The 20,893-nt window shown below is 54.9% G+C and carries 13 protein-coding genes and 1 pseudogene; 7 read left to right on the top strand and 7 right to left on the bottom strand.

What is annotated here, in order from left to right; genetic code table 11:
• Positions 1-35 precede the first annotated feature (35 nt).
• From CIK76_RS17040 to CIK76_RS17025, 4 genes are all read right to left on the bottom strand, one after another.
• Positions 36-1,493 (bottom strand): carbohydrate binding domain-containing protein, encoded by a 1,458-nt coding sequence (locus tag CIK76_RS17040; protein ID WP_096288659.1) that lies wholly within the window; start codon positions 1,491-1,493, stop codon positions 36-38.
• A gap of 751 nt (positions 1,494-2,244) precedes the next feature.
• Entirely contained in the window at positions 2,245-3,753 is a 1,509-nt protein-coding gene (locus CIK76_RS17035; protein ID WP_096288657.1) for a sugar transferase, read from the bottom strand.
• Positions 3,754-4,153: 400 nt separating this feature from the next.
• Positions 4,154-6,718, bottom strand: coding sequence for a LuxR C-terminal-related transcriptional regulator (locus CIK76_RS17030; RefSeq protein ID WP_096288655.1), 2,565 nt, complete (start codon positions 6,716-6,718; stop codon positions 4,154-4,156).
• A complete protein-coding gene (locus CIK76_RS17025) occupies positions 6,715-9,162 on the bottom strand; it encodes a helix-turn-helix transcriptional regulator (RefSeq protein ID WP_096288653.1) in 2,448 nt (815 codons plus the stop codon). The genes CIK76_RS17030 and CIK76_RS17025 overlap by 4 nt, the downstream gene beginning before the upstream one ends.
• 579 nt (positions 9,163-9,741) lie before the next feature.
• On the opposite strand from CIK76_RS17025, the gene CIK76_RS17020 reads away from it, so the two are divergent.
• Complete coding sequence (locus CIK76_RS17020; RefSeq protein ID WP_096288651.1) at positions 9,742-10,947, top strand: polysaccharide pyruvyl transferase family protein; 1,206 nt, start codon at positions 9,742-9,744, stop codon at positions 10,945-10,947.
• Between the two features lie 922 nt (positions 10,948-11,869).
• On the opposite strand, the gene CIK76_RS17015 is transcribed toward CIK76_RS17020, so the two are convergent.
• Positions 11,870-12,478, bottom strand: coding sequence for a hypothetical protein (locus tag CIK76_RS17015; RefSeq protein ID WP_141393602.1), 609 nt, complete (start codon positions 12,476-12,478; stop codon positions 11,870-11,872).
• A 589-nt stretch (positions 12,479-13,067) separates the two neighbouring features.
• Between CIK76_RS17015 and CIK76_RS17010 the strand changes: the two genes are divergently transcribed.
• From CIK76_RS17010 to CIK76_RS19495, 4 genes are all read left to right on the top strand, one after another.
• On the top strand, positions 13,068-14,780 hold the full coding sequence (locus tag CIK76_RS17010; RefSeq protein ID WP_141393601.1) for a SpaA isopeptide-forming pilin-related protein: 1,713 nt from the start codon (positions 13,068-13,070) through the stop codon (positions 14,778-14,780).
• Between the two features lie 69 nt (positions 14,781-14,849).
• A complete protein-coding gene (locus tag CIK76_RS17005; RefSeq protein ID WP_096288645.1) occupies positions 14,850-16,259 on the top strand; it encodes a SpaH/EbpB family LPXTG-anchored major pilin in 1,410 nt (469 codons plus the stop codon).
• Between the two features lie 124 nt (positions 16,260-16,383).
• Positions 16,384-17,295: a class C sortase gene (locus CIK76_RS17000; RefSeq protein WP_096288643.1), complete on the top strand. Its 912-nt coding sequence runs from the start codon at positions 16,384-16,386 to the stop codon at positions 17,293-17,295.
• Between the two features lie 515 nt (positions 17,296-17,810).
• Entirely contained in the window at positions 17,811-17,972 is a 162-nt protein-coding gene (locus tag CIK76_RS19495) for a hypothetical protein (protein WP_176484285.1), read from the top strand.
• 101 nt (positions 17,973-18,073) lie between these two features.
• Here the strand turns inward: CIK76_RS19495 and CIK76_RS16995 are convergent.
• Positions 18,074-18,379, bottom strand: a pseudogene (locus tag CIK76_RS16995) (ketol-acid reductoisomerase); the annotation flags it as partial.
• 68 nt (positions 18,380-18,447) lie between these two features.
• On the opposite strand from CIK76_RS16995, the gene CIK76_RS16990 reads away from it, so the two are divergent.
• Both CIK76_RS16990 and CIK76_RS19175 read left to right on the top strand, forming a co-directional pair.
• Complete coding sequence (locus tag CIK76_RS16990) at positions 18,448-19,422, top strand: hypothetical protein (protein WP_096288641.1); 975 nt, start codon at positions 18,448-18,450, stop codon at positions 19,420-19,422.
• Positions 19,400-20,230: a hypothetical protein gene (locus CIK76_RS19175; protein WP_141393599.1), complete on the top strand. Its 831-nt coding sequence runs from the start codon at positions 19,400-19,402 to the stop codon at positions 20,228-20,230. Before CIK76_RS16990 ends, CIK76_RS19175 begins: the two co-directional genes overlap by 23 nt.
• Here the strand turns inward: CIK76_RS19175 and CIK76_RS16985 are convergent.
• Complete coding sequence (locus CIK76_RS16985; RefSeq protein WP_096288639.1) at positions 20,220-20,837, bottom strand: ribonuclease D; 618 nt, start codon at positions 20,835-20,837, stop codon at positions 20,220-20,222. The genes CIK76_RS19175 and CIK76_RS16985 overlap by 11 nt on opposite strands.
• Between the last annotated feature and the right edge of the window lie 56 nt (positions 20,838-20,893).

Below are 20,893 nucleotides of genomic sequence, written 5' to 3'. Positions count from 1 at the left end.
AGCTAGGCACGGAGCTGCCCCCCATAGCGCTCGGACTATTTAATTTTGGTCGAGTCCTTCAGGACTTCACCAAATTGCTTAGTCTTAAGACTATCGGTAATTTCCCAGGTTGTGCTCGAATTCAGGTGGGTATTAAAGTAGCTCATCGCAATGCCTCCACGGTTGACGATCTGGTCATAGGTGCGTTGCATCCATTCCGGATCCGAGGCGGCCGCTTCGTTGTTGATTCCGGTTTCGCCGATTCCCCATTCAACATCGTGCTTTGCGGAAAATGCCTCGAATTCCTGGAAATAGGTGTCCATCGGACTCGTGCCGCGCACTTTGCCGTCCTTGACCGTCTCGTCGTAGTTGTACACGTCGAATCCAACGATGTCGACGAGACCATCTCCAGGCCACGTATTTTCCAGCGAGTACTGCTCCTCGCCAGAGACCTGATGCCAACCGGTCAGGATGGTGGCGAACGCGATGTTGTCAGAGCTCTTCACGATCGGTGAAAGGTGTTTCTGCATGGCGACCCAGTCCTTGATTGGACCGTCCCCCTCTGGTTCGTGGTGGAAGGTCAACCACACCGGTCCCTGCAAGGCATCGAGCTTGGCCACCAGATCCTCGGCCCAAGCGTCCCCCTTGCCCGCAGCCATGTCATTCCAAGAATGAGGCAGCTTGAAACTGATCCAAGGAACACGCTTGCTCGCGATGTCGGTCTTTGCGATGTCCACGGCCCAGTCCACCTGGGTGGGGCCGTAGAAGGTACGGCGGATGCCCAATTTTCCACCGACTTCTTGCTCAAAGGACGATGGATCGCCGTTGCTTCCCACGGTGGCTCCGAAGTAGGCGCCGTCGGAAGGGATGCCAATCTTGCTGTAGGTGCCGCCCTCGGTGAGGTATCCGCCGATTTGATCATTCGGGTCCGCCTCGACCGCGTCAGTTCCCGGCGTTAGGTTCACATCGTCGATGAGCAGTCCGGTGCCAGCAGCCAGGTCATAGGCTACGACGTTCAAGTCGAAATCCGCACCGGCTCTGGTGTTGGTGAACGTGAAGTTGACCTTGGTCCAGTTCGTGTCCTTCAGGTGGAAGTATTCACGGTGCGTATCGGCACCATCGTTGCCGACAGCGCGGACGCGCAAGTGCCCGCCCATACCCGGTTCTTCCGCTTTGACCCAGGCCGTTGCGGTGAAGGTCTGTCCTGCGGCAACGTTGGTCAGGGTGGACTTCTGATCGTTCAATACCGAACCGGCAGGACCTGTGGTCACTGACAGCCGTGCCGCGCCTCCATTTCGGCCATTCGCAACGTGGCTAATGCTCTGCTGCTTTGAGTTGGTCTTCCACCCGGACACCCCCGAGGTGAAGGTCCCATTGACCACGTGCTGTGTGTCTGCGGAGGCCTTGGGCACCTCGACCCAGGGGTAAAGACCGGTGAATACGAGGCCGGCCGCCAAAGTGCCGGTAAGGAGTCGGGCTGCCGAGCGGCGGCTACGCGAAAGGGGAAGAATCATGGAATTCAAGGATGACAAAAATTACTCCGAATACAATTGGGCCCGCAATAGTGAGCGGTTCAAGCGAACATGGTTGTTGACTTTACCCATGTAAAAATTCGATTACAACGTTTAGATAACGATTACTGCATACAACGCGATTATCTAAAAGTGCCGTATATTTTTTGCCATTTTTCTTATACTCAAGATTTGCACAATGCCTTACGTCAGTCTAAATCTTTTGACCACCGCCCTGGCACGATGCAGAAAATGATTCCCCGCACGCGCTCAATGAGACTCTCGTCACCCTACGCGCCGAGAATTCAATCCCACTCCTTCCGCCCGTGCCAGTTGCTTCTCAGCCGAGTACAAAGGAGGAGCCAGCGACGGCTGGGGGCGCATACCACATTGTGGCTGCTCTACGTCACTGGCTCCGTCTTTACAGGCAGGAGTTGGTTGAACGGCTGGGGACCGTTTTATGTAACCCCAAAGTCCTTGCCGTATCTCAAAGGCTTGCCAACAAGCCCTCGGCACGAATCTCGAGGTTCTTCTCTCCTACCTAGCTCCAAGATACGAACCCCGCAATTGGCTTGCACGCGTAGTCCATACCCGAAATCTATCCACTAGCTAGGTGATTCTCGGGCGGCCCGGTGGCCGCAAGTTCCCGAATCGACCTCACCGCGGAAGCAGCGGCACCATGCTCTCTGGCCAAGGCGGCGCCTGCCGAACCACGCTTAGGCGGACCACCAGGCCGAACCCCGCCCGTTGTGCCTCAGTAGGCACCTGCTGGACGCAGCATCACCTTGAGCGTGCGCCACATAATCATCAGGTCTCCGGTCAGCGACCAGTTCTCCACATAGTAGAGATCCAGACGTACGCTTTCTTCCCAATCCAAATCTGACCTCCCATTGATCTGCCACAGTCCGGTCAGCCCGGGGTTGATGAACAGGCGGCGTTCGGTGTACCCCTCGTAGCATTCAACCTCGCAAGGCAACGGAGGCCGAGGGCCCACCAGCGACATGTCGCCACGCAGGACATTGTAGATTTGCGGAAGTTCGTCTAGCGAGTACTTGCGTAGCCAGGCACCAACCCTCGTAACCCGTGGATCCGCCTTGAGCTTGAAGAGCGGGCCACTTCCCTCATTTTGTTCCCGCAACCTTCCGAGTTGCTGCTCGGCATCGACCACCATTGAGCGGAACTTGTAAATTCGGAAAGACTTGCCATGCCGCCCCACCCGTTGCTGGCTGAAGAGAACCGGCCCTTCGCTTGAAAACTTTATAGCGAGGGCAATGGAAAGGAATACAGGCGCCAATCCGAGTAGTGCGATGCCAGAAAGGACAACATCCAATATCCGTTTGATTACGTGGTGGCCACCGGTGAAGCTCGGCATTTCAACATGCATCAAAGGCAAACCCTCGACAGGTCGCATGCTGATGCGTGGACCTGCCACATTGGTGAGCGAGGACACCACGATCACATTGGTCTTCGTTTCCTCCAGCCGCCAGCTCAAGTCCTTGAGCGCATTGCCACCACCACGCAGGGGCCCGGCGACGATGACGGAGTCTGCCTCAACACTGCGGACTGCCGCCTCCAGGTTCTCCAGACCTGAAAATGTGGGTACGACATCAATGCCTAGAACATTATCTTGCGGACCGTCAATCAATAGGCCAGCAATCTTGTAGGCCGGCCCGGCTTTTCTGCGTAGCTGACGCACCACATACTCGATATCGTGCTCTTGGCCGACAACTACCACCTGCGAGAGGGCATATCCGAATGCGGCTTGCTTCCACAACCATCGCCGCCAGACCCATCGCTCCAGCACAAGCAATACCATTCCCGCCGGGAAACCAATCAGAATCAATTCCCTGACGCCGTCTAAGTCGAAAAGAACCGCGACGAACGCCATCAATCCTGCTACTAAGGCCGTGGAGTCTACGACGCGCTTGTACTCGCTCGCCCCCACGCCAATTTGCTGAGTGGCTCGTGTTCTGCCGAGAATGAGAAACAGTGCCCAAATGAGCATCGCGGCAACGATGAAAAACTGCGTCGCCGTCAACTGGAAGGGCACGTTGGCCATTCCCAGTGCACCGATAGAAAGCAGAATCAGGAAGTCCGAAACTGCTAATTTCCGAACGTATCCTTGCCGCCATTTGGCGGCGGAAAATCTGATGGGTACGTCTATCCCAGTTCGTGAACCACCCCATGCCTGCGCCGTCGCAGACTTATTCCTCAAATTGCGGATAATCCCTCGACTACCCAGTGACCCATATGCTTGCGACACGCCGTCCCCCTAGTAGGCGGTGCCGATATCGTGACACAGGACATGACAAATAATGATCCTGCTAATCCCTATTCACGAGTATCGTTGGCTCCCCATTGCCTTAAATCCCCATTGTTTGCATGAAGTTTTATCCGTGTTCACGGACAAGCCTCATGATCGCTAATACTATGGAGTGGGACTTTGTTCCCTCACGGGTAATGAGGCACCCTAGTTGCCCAGAACTGGCCGTGATAACACGCGCGTGTACTCTAAGTGCCAGATCGAACTAGGTAGTGGCTACTCAGAGGGGATGAAAGGTGCAGTCGGCTGGCCGTATTCCCTGGCTGGATCGGGATGTGTTCGGCTTTCCCTGTAGCCGCTGCGCCTTTCAATGCCGGCGTTGAGCAACACCATCTGTTCACTAGTCGCCGACGAAAAGCTCAGAACGCTCGTAGACTCCCAGCTTGGCAAATATTCGGTAAAGGTGCCCCTCTACGGTGCGTTGCGACACGGTAAGTACACCGGCGATCTCACGGTTGGTCAACCCACGGCGGACCAGTTCCACGATCTCATTTTCGCGTGCGGTCAAACCCGTGAGTTTCAGCGCTGCAGAAATGACTCCCCAGGGTTCCTGCTCTATCTCGCCAAGCCACAACTGTATTTTCCGGATTGCCATACCCCGCCGACGAGCATCCTGCCGTGATGACCAGTACTGCACCACTTGCGACAGTATCTCCAAGGCGAGTACGCGGTCGCCCGCCGCATGTAATTCTTCGCCAAAATCCAGCATGGCTTCGGGATCGGCTTGCGAGCAAAGTTGCACGATATGTACCATTCGTTGCGCAGTAAGATACGCCGGCGGGATCTGAATCTCGCTGATCGCGTCGGCGCAGAACTGCCGGAGGTCGTTGTCCGCGCTGTGCAGCGCGACATAGTAGAGTCCATTGACGCGCGGGATCATGTGAGTTTTCGGGATCCTCTCCAGCAGATGCGAAATTTGCCCTTTGGCTAGATTTCCTGTGTGCAAGGCGCCCGTCAAAGGACGAAGCAGGTCATCGCTGAACCTGTCTCCGGCACCGTTCGTGTCGGCTCGCTGGAATCCCGGACGATCCAGAAAATCCTGTCCGGAGAAATCATGGCCCTGCGCATTGACCACCGAGGTCGCTTCTCCATCGTTCAGCACATGCTGCAGGATTGCGCTCATTGGAAACAGTGATTGCGGATCGCTAAGCTGCAGTTCCACTTGTGCGTGGCGCAGGTGAACGCGAGACTGAGCAACGTTGCCCATTCTGGCTTCAAGCATCGAACGCAGCAGCTCTAGGGTTCCGTTCGCGAAGGACACTTCGAAAGAATTAGCCAGCTTGAAGCCATCGAGCTTCTTCCGTGCACGACCGAATTCGGCACGCTCGATCATCGCTCTGATCTGGACGACCAAAAGCGACAATCGATAGTTGATCCTTGGCAGGAGTAACTGCACTTCCGTATGGGTCGCGATTGATTCAAGATCCATCAGTCGGTCGAAGTCCCCGCTCGAGTAATTTTGCGTGGCTTGCTGGATTTGAAAAATGGCTTCCCGGTCCTGAGGCAGTCGGGCTATCTCATGGGGCCCGCCCGGAACTCTTCGAGTCGCGGAATCTGAATTCGCCGGTGATTCGCCTTCGCATGGGATCTCTTCGCCACGAATCCAGCACAGCACCGCTTGTGCGATTTCCGCGAGCTGGGTTGTGTCCTCGCCCGCCCCGCGTGCGGAGACCTGCGCAATGACATCGGCGGCATGAAATCGCCGCTGGCCAAATAGAAACTGAATCTTCGCTTGTTGGCCAACGCGCGAAGACAATCCGTTGGCCCGCTCCAGCAGGTATTCCGCTTCTCCAAAGGCATTGTCCTCAAGCGAATCGCGTATAGCGTCCTGCAGACGAGATGAATCAACGTTTTCCCCCTGGGCAATAGCCCACAGCGTGTAGCGTGGATCCGTCGCCCCACCAGACTCCAGCAGCTTGCGATATCGTTCGAACAGCTCTCTGTTCTTACCCGGAGGGAAGCCACTGCGGATCGCTTGGGCGTAAAACCTGCTCCTTAGGCCAACTTTGCCGTTGTGCGTTTCGATGAGGGTTAAGTGATGATGCTGAGCCACTTGGCGCAGACCGAGGTGGCGTAATTCGGTCATCGGAATTGTTCCGGCCAATGCCAGCAGTTCCAGGACGTCGCGAAGCTCTGCATCAAAACGCTGGGCTATCAGCCGGACTCCTTCGACCGCGCGTGCGTCGCAGGCCAGCGAGGGGCGCGTGAGCACAACTACCCGGCCATCGTTCAGCAAGGCACCCTGCCTCTTGGCCATGAGTACGTATTCCTCAACCAACGCATGCAGGCCAGCGGTTTCATAATGGATCATTTGCGCCGCCCCATGGCCCAATGAAGTCCCAAGAATGTCGACGCCGATGCGTTCAATTTCCTGCACGGTCATTGGCTCCATCATGATCCGTTGCAGCTGGGCCACGGAGATCAGTACCTCAGAGGCGACCGTGTTCTGTTGCACTTCGTTGCTCAGGACTAATAGCTTGACCAATCCAGACCGGACTAGTTGCGACAGGACAAAGGCGCTGGCCGAGTCGATATATTGCCCTTCTTCAACAATGATCAACACCCGAGTTGCGAAATCGTCCGAGTCGAGCATGCCATGGACCGCGTTCAAGGACTCACGGATGGCCCCCACATCATTGAGTTCCTCCGTAATGCCAGCGAGCAATGGCGCTAAGGCGCCGTATGCGGTACCCAGCAATGCGTCGCTGCAAATCAGGCGAACGGTATGGAATGGAAACTCGGCGAGATCTAGCATGGTTCGAACCAATGCCGATTTGCCGCTGCCTGTTTCACCCAACAGCAAAACTCCGGTGCAACCCTCGTCAGACAGGGCATGAACCAGCTGTTCGTATTCCTTGGGTTGCCAATAGCCAGAAGTCTGTGCAAAGTCAGAATATTTTTTCATTTCTCATCGGCCCCAGCATGCAACTTGAGGTCGGCACGCTTGCTGATTCCAAGCTTCGAATACACCTGGTAGAGGTGTCCCTCGACGGTTCGGACAGATACACTAGCCTGTTTGGCGATCTCCTGGTTCGATAACCCCATGGCGGCCGCCGACGCAACAAATTTCTCTCGTTCGGTTAGGACGGTGAGCGAGACCAGGCTTGCGAAGGTATCAGAACCCGCAGAACTGGGCTTAATCTTGGCGATGAAGCTGCCGGCGCTGCGAGCTAGCTGGCGCTTTTGTCCGCCATTCAGCATCCCATAAATACCAGCCTCGGAGCCGTCGGCCAGGGAAATAAAACCGAGTTCAATAAGCCGTCCGAGTTGCGCGGTGATGCACATGGTGTCTGCGTTGTCCACGCCTAATGCCAACATGCGCAGGCTATTCGCCAACGGGTGTTCAAATCCGTTTTGCAAGGCCGCAAGACGGGAGGTCAGATGGAAGTCACCCCGGCAGATCTGCTGAGCCAACAACAGCGATGCCAGTAGCTTTTCGCCTTGCGTTTCTGCCCACTCGGACAGTTCGCTGACCATTCGCAAATCGGCACGGTTCAAAAGCAACTGGCCAACGCACATGTCTATGCCGATTCGAGCGCAGCCGTTTGATGACCTATCCAACTCCGAGTCCGGAGCATCTCCGCTGTCGCTATCAGCCAGCGCGACGCCATTGATCATTGCATCAACGAGTCGCAGGTCGGCAATGGTTCCAGAATGCAACACTTGGAGTCTGAGCGGTTGCCCAATTTCTCGTGCTTTTGTCTCATTCCCGGCGATGGCCAGCAACAGGGCATGGGCTGCCTCGGCGAAGGTCAGCAGACGGTGATCATCAACGGCGCCGTCCAGCACCAGCTGGATAAGATTTCGGCACTGCCCCCAATCCCGCAGCGCCAGGCAGGTAGAAATTAATGCCCGTACTGTTCGTCCCATGCACAAACGGATCTTGTAGTGCACGGCTTGATTGCTTGGGGACTCGTGAACGACATCGGCCAAAATTGCATCGACCAATGCTCTGGCAGTGTTTTGGTCATTGACTCGAACCGAGTACAGTGCAATGAGCGCCAAGGCTAGATGCTGCTGGCAGTGATCGAGGTCTTCCCACAGACGCTTCCGGCCATTGGGTCGCAGCTCGTTAACTACTTTTTCGGCTTCATGCATTCGGCTCTCTTCGAGCAGGCGCTCCAGCATGATGAGATGCTCGTTACTTTGCGCCGCCATGTGCTCGATTGCCAGCCCGAGTTCTGGCCGTGCCGCGAACAATTCGATCGCTCCGGTGATTTGACCTGTGCAACTAGGCTCTTCGAACTGCGAATCCTGTCCGTTCTGGAACTTGATTGCCCGCTCCGGGAGCGATCGCTCTCGCTGAACTACTCCGCGCTGGCACGGACCGTCCATTGGCAGCTCCGCTGCATTGAAAGCTGGTTGTCCCTGCCAGCTAGCTATCGTGTGCGCAATAGCTGGATTTGGAATCGACCATTTCTTCCCCGGCCGGTCCAGCAGCTCGCGAGAAACGAGGAAGTCCAACGCTTGGCTTGAAGAATCGATCGATTTGGCAATTTCCCCACTGATGGCAACAGAATCCAGAATTGCTCTCTGATCCGGGGACAATTGTTGAAGTTGCGACTGCACGTAGTGCTCGGTGTGCAGCCCGATGGGCAATGCACCCTGCTTTAAGGCTGCGAACCTGTCGGTCACTTGGAAGGCCTGGGCGTTCTGGCAATCGCTGACCACAGCGCGGAGGACCTCGGAGCTACCCCCACAGTAACGCCATAAATGGAATGAAGTTAGGTAGGAGACGTCCCGGCCCAACACCAGTGATATTTCGGTTCGGGCTTCCTGTAAGGTCAAGCTGTCGAGGTGAATCATCTCGATGGTGCCCATGCGCACTAAAACCGAAAGATCCTGAGGCATCTCATCGATTGTTTCTTCCAGGAGAATCAATCTAACAAGGCCGTTGCTCACAAGCTGGGACAAGACTGCAGTGGTCAGAGGATCAATCAGTCCAAGATGTTCGACAATCACCACCGCTTTGGGCGCACAGAGTTCAAAGTAACTCTTCAAATGGCCGAATACCGCCAACGGGGAGTTCAGCTGCGCGTCGGGCAAACCCGTTAATAGGAATTGAATCGCGCCGTAGGATTTTTCGCTTCCGTAACGACTGCCCGAAACCCAAATCGGCACGATTCCGGCGTCGGTATGTTCGAATGCCACGCGGACCACTTCACGTTTTCCAGTGCCCTGCCCACCGCGCAGGACGAAACCACCCGGCGTTCGCTCCTGCACCATTCGCCGAAGACGATCCTGCACGTCAGCGCGGAAAAGATATAGCTGAGATTCTGACCGCCAGCAATCCTGCCGCAAGCCATCCCAATGATCAAGCCACATAGTGGATACAACAAATCCACCCATTTACCCTATCCCCCCAAAGATCTGGATAAACATCAAGTCTCCCCCAAAGAGACCATATAGATTATGGAAGTTATGCTACCCGTCTTCGAGCATTTAAACGAGAGGACTGCGCTGCCGCGGGGTTCGCAAGACCTTGTGCACGCACATCCACAAACCGTGAATGCGAAAAGAATCCATCCGTTCGAATCAACGTCGCGACTTGACCACGAGAAAAGAACACGGTATAGGCGAGTAACCCGCGTTCCTGCGCGGAACGAAATACAGCAATCGCTCAAGTCCTGCATTCGGCACGAGGCCGGTCCCCTCGGATTGCCTGCTGCCTGGGGTTCGTGCCCTGGAAGAGTCGAAGCATCTTCAGCAGCAAACGGCAAGAATGAAATCCAGACGAGCGTCGGCAAAGCCCAGTTCAATCGAATCCCATTAAAACTTTTGTATCGAACCGAGCTTCGCAACCTTTCCTAGAGCCGACCGCCGCGGCGAAGCTCACAAGCCATGTAGCCTTCCAGATCAGCCATGCATAGAGGTAGGCAGTGAATGGGGCTGATATGCTCTGGTGCACAACCTGGATAGTCAGCAATCATGGCTAGCCACGTCAATATTCGCAGGGGGCGCGAAATGGCAACCATTGGGATCATGTCGATGCATAGGATTTTGAATTATGGATCCTCTTTGCAGGCATATTCACTACGACGGCTCTTGGCCGAGCTCGCACCAAACGCTGATCTGACTTTTGTCGATTACCATCCAGGAACACCGTTAGTCAACGAAACCCAGTCCAACGGAATACCTTCACAATTGGGCCGACTCTTTCGCAAGGTTCAGGAATACGGTTCTCATGACGCGTCGTGGCCGGACAAGCTGCGCTTCTTCGAACACAAGAGAACTTACGCGAAAAAGTACTTTCCGCTGATTCACTTGCCTGCTTCCCGCATGTACGACACGAATATGGATTTGCAAGTCATCGGCAGTGATGAAGTATTCAACTGCGTGCAATCAAATGCCAATGTTGGGTTCTCTAGAGACTTATTCGGTATCAATTCTCAAAGCCGAAGTCTCGTTTCCTTTGCTGCTTCCTTTGGCAATACAACCTTGGAGAAGATCCGCACGCACCATGTGGATGAAGAACTTGCAGCTGCTTTCGCCCGATTTGACCGCATTTCTGTACGAGATGAAAATTCGGCTCATATCGTTGAAAGCCTAACCGGTGCCAGACCACCAATCCACCTAGACCCGACACTTGTCTTCAATCTCTTGCCAAAGTCCATGAAGCCGAACGGCAAGAAAGTTGCTGAACCCTACCTATTGGTCTATGCCTACCCCGGCCGACTCGATGATGACGAGAACGCACACATTAAGGCCTATGCGAAGAGGAAGGGCCTCAAAATCATGTGCTTTGGCGGAGCCCAACCGTGTGGAGACTCCTTCATTGACTGCAGCCCTTTCGAATTACTGGGATACTTCAGCCATGCATCCGCAGTGGTCACTGACACCTTCCATGGCACCATTTTCTCTGTGCTCACCGAACGTCCATTTGCGACGATCACGCGTGCCAACCAGCATCATGGATACGGAAATATGGAAAAGATTGGCTACCTGCTAGACACTTTGGGCCTGCGACAACGCGAATTGGGACAGATCCAACAGCTGGAATCCGTACTGGCGCAGAGCATCGACTACCCGAACATCCAGCAAGTCATCGCGGACGAACGCCTAAAAGCGCGCGAATACCTGGCCGAGGCCGTGGCACCACTACAAGAAACGAAACCTATTCAACGACCGCAATAGGCTGAGGGATCCATATGGGCCTGGGACTCTCCACAGAGCCAAATGCGCCACGGTGACTGCCGGGATTAGCTTCCCTCATGCGGCTCAGGCGCTGCGAATTATGTGTAAGTCGCGGCTGGGCCTCAACAAGGTGGCATATCGAGATCGTGCACGCGTTGGCGCCACAGCTGACACATGCGGCCGGACTCAGAGAGCTAATTGCATAGAATCAAGGGCGTTGAACCATGAAAATAGCCTTCACTGGCGTCGGGACGTGACATGGCAAGACGATAAATCTCAAGTCATGGCGGGCAATTCTCCGCAAGTGAGGGCAGCACTGAGGAACATCGCGATCACGTTGCCCGAGAATCTTGGGTATACGCATTTGACGAAGGCTACGAGGAAACTAGGCAATCACCCCGATCGGGTGCCGTCAATGATTGGCTTGGCGACCAGCCACTGACCTTGCGGACGCTCTGCCACCAAAGCAACGATTCACACATGAATCACTTAAAAATAGTCCAAAATGCCAAACTTACCTTTTCGTTTTCCACAATTTGGCGCCCGATCTGCATACCCAAATTAGTGCGACGGATAGGCGAAACGCCTGACCCGCATACATAGTAGTTGCTTCCCATCCACGTGAAGAATTGCATTGAATACCTGCCCACTGGGAAAACACGCACTTGAAAATTTGTCTCCATAGTTGACCTTTCTAGAAAGTACGTTGTACGCTGAGCGAAAATACATGCAAGGAATCTGGGGGTTCCTGCACTGTACTTTGGGGAACGTCACTCGCTTTTGGGGTTGTTTGACGCGCGCGCTTAAATGCTCACCACCTTGCTACTTGCTTGCCGCCAGGTTCCACAAAAATTGGGGTTTTTGTGTTTGGCAAATATGTTGGGGGCAGATTCTCGCACCGTAAAAACGGTGACTGCTCGAATCAAAAGTCTTTTCTCTGGCGAACAACGAAGCATAATAGCTCGCTGCGAGCTTTCTCCGGTGCTTCCTTGAGCGCAGCGCTGATCGCATCCTTGGCATTCGCCGGATCATACGCACCAGCATCAGCCACTTCGGCGAGTGCTTCCCCAGTGGAGACCGACTTAGCCACCGCAACGGCAAGACCCGCTCCGGTCGAAACCACTAACGTCCTGCCAACACCGGACACGCCAACAGCTTCTGAATCGCCGGCCGAAAACAAAGCAACGCAAGATACTCCAACCGCGTCACCCACGCCTGAGGTCGAGGTATCCAAGGTACCCATCGAATCCCAGAGTCCTGCGCCAAGCTCGCCGGAAGCCGTACAAAGCGAAGAACCGAAGGCATCTGTAAAGGTTACTGATCCGGAACCTTCCCCGACGCAGATCACGGCCAAACCACTTGTCGAGACTCCAACAGCAGAACCTTCGGAATCATCGAATTCTTCAATTTCACCAACGCCGATCAACAGCAAGAATCGCCTCTTGATGGCTGCGGGAGCAACTTGTATCGAACCAACAAATTCGCCAATCCTCGTTGGCGGATTTGAGATCGATGGTAACTTTTGTTCCAACCTCAGCGGGCAAGACGACTGGACCACAGTTCCTGGCATAACTACAGGCAATGATCAATATGGAACGGGCGATGCATCGCAATTTACGCAAGGTGCCAAGGAAGATGGCTGGGAATGGTCTTCTTCTCAATACGGTGGGAGCGGACAGGCTACTGGCCAATCGGATGTCGGCAGGTTTTATGCCCTGTCGAGAACCAGCAACGGCCAAGTTTTCGCTTTTCTCGGTTTCGAACGCCAAGCAACCACAGGAAGCATCGGCTACTTTGTGGAGTTAAATGCGAATACTAATATTCCTGCAGATTCTCCAAACCCGGACCGCACTGCAGGTGATTTACGATTGCGCATTTTCCAAGACGGAAACGAATCACTCAGTTTAGTTTCGACTGATATTTGGGTGGTCACCGGGACGTCAGGGGCTTGGGTTGAACAGTCAACTCTGAGTGGTTTTTATGGCTCTATCAACCAGGAGCAGATCTTAGGTTTTGATGGAGTGACTACTGTCCCGATGGGAGGTTTTGCTGAGATTGGGATCAACCTGACAACCCTTTTTGGGCAGGCTACCTGTACCGGAAATTACGGAACGTTGAATGTGCGCTCATCTAGCTCAACAGCACTGAATAGCTCGCTGAAAGACTGGATCGCACCAATCTCGCTCAACGTGCCCAGCACCTGCTCCAGCGTGATGGTCGACAAGAATTGGGTCATAGACGGCGAAGAATTCGAAAACGGCCTCCAGCCCGAAGGCATCAATGCCGAGCTGGAGCTGGAGGGACAGGATTCACCTGAATTCGGCACCGGCTACAGCAAGCGCAGCGACGAAACCGATTACTTGGCCAACGAGGAAGTGGTGATCAGCGAGTCCGTCACCGGACTTCCAGTTGGTTGCGACAACGTGGCTTCGGGCGATCTGGGCACCCATGTATTGGAACCCGGGGTGAATGCCTACACCATTACCAACACCGTGACCTGCACAACCTTGACCTTGGAGAAGGAAGTCATCGGCGAGGCAGCTGCCACTGCGTGGACCCTGGCAGCCGATGGCCCCACGGACCTCTCCGGAGCTACCGGTAGCGCCGAGGTAACCAACGTTCCTGTCGGCGCCGGCGATTACGCCATCGCCGAGACCGGCGGCCCGGAAAACTACGAGCTCACCGACCTGAGCTGTGAAGGAGCCGTAGTCGGCGATGGCAATATCATCACCATCACCGCCGGCAGCAAGGTGACCTGTACCTTCATTAATACGCAGCTAGTTGACCTGATGGTCAACAAAACCTGGGTGGTCAACGGCACCGAGTACGCCCACGGCGAGCAGCCGGTAGGTGACGCGGAGCTGAGCATAGATGGGCAGACAGCGGAATTCGGCGAAATCAACGCTGGACATCGGATCGGGGACGAGGTTTCCATCGCGGAAACCATCACCGGCACGCTTCCGGAACTGTGTGAGCCGACCAGTTCGACCATCGACGGAGTGGAAACAACCTCTGCAACGCACACCATGACCGCGACCACGTTGCCCAACGTGGTGGAAATCGTGAACACCGTGAACTGCGAGCAGCAGCTGACCCTGGTCAAGGTCGTTGACAACGAGATCTTCAACGGAACCTCGACCAGAGATGACTGGACGCTGACTGCCACCGGCACTGAGCAGACCATCACCGGTACAACCGAAGAAATATCCATTACGGATGCTTCGGTCGCCGTGGGAACCTACCAGCTGTCTGAAGATGACACCGTGGCAGGCTACGAGCCGGGCACCTGGAGTTGCGATGGCACCGGCACCGCTGACGGGGCTAGCATCACGCTGGACCTTGGACAGGAGGCCACCTGCACCATCGTGAATACGGCCCTTCCCGGGTCAGTCACCTGGACCAAAACCAACATGAGCGGCGAGCTGCTTGCCGGGGCTGAGTGGATCCTGACTGGTCCGCTGGGCGAAGATTCCCCAGCGATCGCGGTCACCGACTGCATCGCCGAGGGTTGCGCCGGTCCGGACATGGATCCAGCCAAGGGCCAGTTCGCCCTGCCGGACCTGAAGTGGGGTAGCTACACGCTTCAAGAAACCACTGCTCCTCCGGGCTACATCAAGGACGGCACCGTCCGCGAGTTTGAAGTGACCGGGGAAGCACTGGAGGTCGAACTTGTTGCCTTCGAAAATGAGCAGCAGGCCGGACCTGAGCTTCCGCTGACCGGTGGCATCGGTCGAGACCAAATCTACTTGCTCGGCGGCGGCATCCTGGTACTTGGTCTGTCCATCTTGGGATTGCAGACCTTGCGAACCCGTCGTAGCCGCAGTCAAGGCTAGATCCAATAAATTTACCAACAACGCTGAACTTGGGTAGGCGTACAAAACACTCGCACAAAGGGAGATAACGTGTTCACGCAACGCAAACTCGGCAAGATAGTTGCCGGTGCAAGTGCCTTGGCACTTGCTGGGATGGGGCTATTTGGGGTAGCTGCCGCATCCGCCGACGAAGTTTCGGATATTACGCCGGGAACACCCGGTAGCATCTCGGTCCACAAGTCTTCGGCGGACCCCGTCGAAGGCCTCAATGACGGCACCCTGCTGGATCCGGATCCGGGCGACGGTTTGGGCTTAGATGGTGTCGAGTTCACCTTGCAGCCGGTGCTGTTCGAAGGCAATGCAATTGACTTGAGCCTGGCCGAAGGGTGGGAACTAGCAGAAGCGTTGCAACCTGAATCTGCCGGCGGTGCATTGCCGGTAGGCTACAGTCTGGGAACCGGTGTCGCCCAGGCAACCGTGGGAGGTATAGCTACCTTCTCCGGTTTGGAATTGGGGCTGTATCTGGTCACCGAAACCGATTCGGGTGACAACCTGATCGACGCCGCCGCCGCACCGTTCTACGTGAGCATTCCTTATCCGAATGCAGACGGCACCTGGAACTACGACGTGCAGGTGTACCCGAAGAACACGCTGAACACCATCGAGCAGACCAAGACCGTGGATGACACCGCGATATTCCTGGGTGACGTGGTCACCTGGACACTGAGCACCGAGGTTCCGGCCTCGGATCTGCCGTACAAGTCCTACACCCTGACCGATAACCTCTCGGCGAACCTCGAGTTCATCTCGTGGGAATCGGTGTTTGTCGGGGATACCGAGCTGACTTTAGGCACCGACTACACCATCTCGGGCGATAACGCGGTAATCACCTTTACCGATGCCGGTCTGCTCATACTTGATGACGCTGGCGACACCACCGTCACCGCAGTCTTGACGACCAAGGTTGTTTCGATCCCGGAAGGCGGCACCATTGAAAACACCGCAACCGTGAATATCAATGGCACCGAGGAGGAAGGCACAACCAACACCAACTTGGGCACCCTGGAACTGCAAAAGAAGGCTGAAGGCGAAAACGGCGCCCTGCTTGACGGCGCAGTATTCGAGCTCTATGGCACGGCACCTGATGCTGAGGGCAATGCAACCAGCGAGCCGCTGGACACCGGAACCACGGTAGACGGGGTCGTCCAGTGGGAACTGCACCTGGGCATCAACGAGGACATGGATTCGAGCTACTGGGTCAAGGAAACCAAGGCACCAGCCGGATATGTGCTTCCGGCTGACCCATGGTCCGGTGAACTTGTTGTCACCAACGGCCAGATTCTGATCGAAACGATCACCAACCACAAGCCGACCGGTCCTGATTTGCCGCTCACCGGTGCCTCGGGCACGGTGCTGTTCACCATTGCAGGTCTTGGCCTGATGGCCGCCGCCGGTGGTGCAGTCCTAGTGAAGCGTCGCCGCTCACGCACCCAGGGCTAACCCGCGAACTGCCTGATGCAGCGCAAGGGTAACCAGTAGATGGTGGGAGAACTAAGCATTGCTTGGGTCTCCCACCATTTTCTTTCTGCATTTTCTAAATCTTGAGACTTCGGAGGCAGATGTCATGAGCTCCACCCTCGGTTCCACGCTTGATACTCCCCCGCTGTGCGGGGTCCGCTGGCGTGTACCTGTTTCTACCCTGGTGATCGCCGTTGTCTTTCTGGCCGGTACCCTCATGCTGCTGTATCCGCAGGCAGCCAGCTGGTTCTCCCAGTTCAACCAATCCAAGATCATCAATGAGATTTCTACCGAGGTGTCCCACGAGGACAGCTCGAAAATTTCGGAAGAACTCCTGCGAGCCAAGGAGTACAACGAGGAGCTGGTTGGCGGCGGCCTGTTGGCGCCGGGCAGCAACGTCCCTACCAGCGATGGTTCGGTGAAGGAAGACACCGAGTACGGCTCCTTGCTCAACGTCAACAGCGAAGGGCTCATTGGCCGGTTGCGCGTGCCCTCGGTGGACATTGACCTGCCGATCTATCATGGCACCGATACCGAGACCCTGCTCAAGGGCGTAGGGCACCTTCAAGGCACGGCACTGCCAGTGGGCGGAGAGTCCTGGCATACGGTGTTGACCGCACACCGCGGGCTGCCCGAGGCCAACTTGTTCAATGATCTGCCCAAAGTAGGAGTCGGCGATACTTTCAGCATCGAAGTCTTCAACGAGGTCTTGACCTACCGTGTCACCGAAACGCAGACGGTAGAGCCGGATGAAACCAAGTCGCTGGCCCCACAGTTCGGCAAGGATCTTGCCACCTTGGTCACCTGCACTCCCCTAGGGATCAACACGCACCGCATGCTGGTCACCGGAGAACGCGTCCATCCGACCCCTCAGGCGGACTTGGACGCGCTCGGTTCGATTCCCGACATCCCTGGCTTCCCTTGGTGGAGCGTGTGGCTCGGCTCGGCCATACTGGTTCTGTGCATCTGGGTCTTCGTCGCAGGACGTCCACGCGCAAATAAGACACCGGCGCTCTGAGCTGACTCCACTAATTCCAGCTGAGCGCAGTTGAGCACAAAGATCCTTATCACTCGGTCCGTGTGCTCATCATCGGACAGGTCCCATGCATCTGCGAGCTAGGAAGCTATAAGCACCACCTGGCGGCAGAGAATAGTTGAACGTTAAAAAGTGCTCCGTGGACAACAACGCTAGGATCTGCCGTCGAAGTCCCGAATCAGCGCATCATCGTTTCAGGCAACGACCAATGCCGGTCAGCGAGATCCACGAACTTCCTAGTAGTAGTGAGCCCGCCGGTGTAAGGGGTGGAGAATTTTGTGGTTGACCGGAGTGATCACCGTTCCGCTACTTGGAGGAAATGCAGACGCGTACATCACGATTGTTCAGCCATTCCGTCGGCGGATCAGTCCCGCCCCGATATCCAGAATTCACCGAATCTGCGGCGTCGTCTATCGGTTCAAACGTGGCCAGCCGTTTTCAGGAGCAATTCAGCACTCCGTTTTCGTTCTCCGTCAAAAAACCTAGGCAAAACCGTCATGGTTCCCGGCCTGCGTAGCCGGCAGGATCCCTTGGTTGTTTCGCCCGAGTCGAACCACCGGCTCGCCCAGCCACGGGGAAACGGGGCATTCTTCAAGTCCGCCGCCGACGCTCGTTGGGCCAGCTACCGGGATTCGAAGATCTTGCAGCAGGCTCCGTAGCAACGGAATTGCACGCGTGACATGAAACGAACCAGGCTGCTTCCGTCCGGAAGCAGCCTGGTTCGTTTTTGTTCAATGTTGATTACGTGAGTAACCGAAGCTTAGCGCGCTACGGAACCATCCACGTAGTCATCCGCAGAGGAATCCGAGATCCAGGAGAACAGCGAGCGCAGTTCGCGGCCGGTGGTCTCGATTGGGTGCTCTTCGCCCTTCTTGCGCAGTGCTTTGAATTCCGGGGCGCCGGCCTGCTGGTCTTCCATGAAGCGGGTGGCGAAAGCGCGGGACTGGATATCGGCCAGCACAGCCTTCATGTTTTCCTTCACCTCTGGGGTGATCACGCGTGGGCCGGAGACGTAGTCGCCGTACTCAGCGGTGTCGCAGACGGAGTTGAATGTGTTGCGCGCCACGATATGATTTGTTGAAGAGCACGTCGACCACTCGAAGAAATATTGCACGCGCAGAGGACAGACGGGATTTGACTGATTTGAATAGCACCGTCGCCCCTGGTACTTCGCAGAAGTATTTTAACGTCGTTGACACGACTGGTTGGGAAAAAATAACCACCGAACCAGCCGGTGCTGAAGTCAAACATGTGTTGGCTGATCCAACAGACCCCGCAAAGCGTTGGTTCTTCAAAAACAATACTGTTGACGAACAGATGCGTTATGGTGAAGATTTCGCTGAACTGATTGCTTGCCACCTTGCACCGATGCTCGGGATCGCAAGTGCCACCGTGCAACTTGCCATCCACGATGATGTCGAAGGGGTAATCTCACTCGATGTCAGTCCTCGCGGACTGGATCTCACACATGGTGCCGCGTGGCTGCCGACGAACGGAATTGACGATTTCATATACGGGGACAAATTTCGAAAAGGCCACTCACTAGCCAACATCAAGAAGTCGCTGGTGGGTGTACTTCCACCTCCCAGTGTTTTGTACCCGGATGGATTGACCGGCTTCGATGCATTTGCGGGAATGTGCCTATTCGACGCGTGGATCGCAAATCAAGATCGACATGAAGAGAATTGGGCTGTACTTAGGCCAATGATCCAGCGACCAGATCTAAAAGTACGCCTCAGTCCCGTCTACGATAATGCCAGCAGTCTAGGCTTCAATTTAAGTGAGGACCGGCTGAAATTCATGCTCGAAGATTCGGAAAGCTACCGCGTAGAATCATGGTGTGCCAAAGCCAAAGCCAATCGATTGGAACGTGTTGGTGCCGACCATCAACGGTTAGGGCTGGTTGATGCAGCGGAGCAAGCGCTATCCCTTTGCACCGAATCGGGAAGAAAACACTGGACGGATCGTTTGCATACGGTTGACCTGACCCAGGCACGAGCAATTGCTCACCAAATCCCCAAAATGTCCGATGCCCGGCGTACATTTGTAGACAAGGTAATCACTGTGAATCTAGGAAGGATACAAGATGTCTGTACAAAGCTCGCCTAGACTATTGTCTTCCAAGGTTCTAGGTTCTCACGAAGTGAGTGTTCTTGCCGTCACTTGGCAGCATCCGTTTAACCGCCGCATCAGTGTCATAGGTCTTTTGGCAAAATCCCTTCGCGGAACCTACCGCTTTGATTATGTTCAAAACGTTCTTAGCATAGAAGACTTTCAACCGTTACTCGGGTTCTCTGACCTATACAGTTCCTATGAAGCTGCTACGCTTTTTCCGTTGTTCGCTCAACGTGTCATGGATCCGCGCCGTCCTGACTATACAAATTTCATTACTTCGTTGGGTCTAACTGACAGTCCTTCGCCTTGGGAACAGCTGAGTCATTCCGGCGGACGTCGAGCTGGAGATACACTGCAGTTACTTCCCGTCCCGGTCCCTGTCGAAGGAGAAATGGATACGTGGGAATTTTCTTTCCTCGTACATGGAATGCGTCATATCGCGGGGAGTGCTCGGATCTTAAATGGTCTTGAGGTGTCAGTGACTCGTGAACAGCAAGAACTCGCGATAAAATCTTTAACTCGTGGCGCTGAAGTTTCGTTAGTACAGGAACCTTCTAACCCTAAAAACGAACTTGCAATTCTGGTTTCCGACAAAAACAGCATTCCACTTGGCTACGTACCGGATCTGTTTACTTCAGATCTAGCCACGCTTGGCCTAAGCAACTTGTCATGCACTATTGAAGTTGTCAACGGACCTGACGCACCATGGCACATGCGCCTTGTTGCGAAATTACGATGCAAGGCACCTGCGGGCTTCCAATTCTTTACTGATACGTCGTGGCAAACCTTGGCTAGTAGCTAAAAATATCTTGCAATAATAGCTGATCAGTTTTCGCCCTAGTAGGCAAAAAAGTGCAACACGATTGAAAGAGTTCTAGCATCTGCATTGATGCCAGAGCTCTTTCTAACTCGAGGAGCAAAGGAATTAAATAAACGACATCATTTGTCGCATATTCCAGTTGTCCACTTGACAGGTTTTCAGCGGCCCAGTTACTTGTGCGGACGGAGCCTTTGTCGATGTGTACGCCCAGTACCCTCTCTAAGAGAGGCTGCAGTGAGTGGCTGATGTTTTGGTTCCGCCACAATATCTTGGAAGCGATTTTTGTGCACGCAGAATTTTCTGCGTCGACTCCCCACGCCGATTTCATAAAAGCCAAATCAAATGGCGCGTGGTGGAATACTTTACGAATTGAAGCCATCTCAAGGATTTGGCAGACCTGCGTTGCAAGTTGACCGTGGTTGACCCGGACAAGATGGGTTCCCACGTTCGGTGAATACAGTTGGACAAGAGCTAACTTATCCGATAGCCAATTCAGCCCAGTTGTCTCAGTGTCACATGCAACTATCTGCTCTGTTCGGAAACGTTCAAATACTTCCGTGGGGAGATCACCATCATGTAGCTGAACCATGTATCAGAGTCTATGTCTAGATAATGAAGAAGATGAAAAGGAAACGTCAGCGACAC

This window comes from Glutamicibacter sp. BW80 (assembly GCF_002332385.1).
In the GTDB taxonomy this organism is placed as follows: domain Bacteria; phylum Actinomycetota; class Actinomycetes; order Actinomycetales; family Micrococcaceae; genus Glutamicibacter.
Note: the sequence above shows the minus strand (reverse complement) of the source record. Positions and strands in the feature narration are given on the sequence as shown.

Bases quoted from the DNA above. Each gene is read 5' to 3' on its own strand.
- CIK76_RS17040 (WP_096288659.1), bottom strand. From the start codon at position 1,493: ATGATTCTTCCCCTTTCGCGTAGCCGCCGCTCGGCAGCCCGACTCCTT.
- CIK76_RS19175 (WP_141393599.1), top strand. From the start codon at position 19,400: ATGTCTGTACAAAGCTCGCCTAGACTATTGTCTTCCAAGGTTCTAGGT.
- CIK76_RS17025 (WP_096288653.1), bottom strand. From the start codon at position 9,162: ATGGGTGGATTTGTTGTATCCACTATGTGGCTTGATCATTGGGATGGC.
- CIK76_RS19495 (WP_176484285.1), top strand. From the start codon at position 17,811: ATGGTTCCCGGCCTGCGTAGCCGGCAGGATCCCTTGGTTGTTTCGCCC.
- CIK76_RS17000 (WP_096288643.1), top strand. From the start codon at position 16,384: ATGAGCTCCACCCTCGGTTCCACGCTTGATACTCCCCCGCTGTGCGGG.
- CIK76_RS17030 (WP_096288655.1), bottom strand. From the start codon at position 6,718: ATGAAAAAATATTCTGACTTTGCACAGACTTCTGGCTATTGGCAACCC.
- CIK76_RS17020 (WP_096288651.1), top strand. From the start codon at position 9,742: ATGGCTAGCCACGTCAATATTCGCAGGGGGCGCGAAATGGCAACCATT.
- CIK76_RS16985 (WP_096288639.1), bottom strand. From the start codon at position 20,837: ATGGTTCAGCTACATGATGGTGATCTCCCCACGGAAGTATTTGAACGT.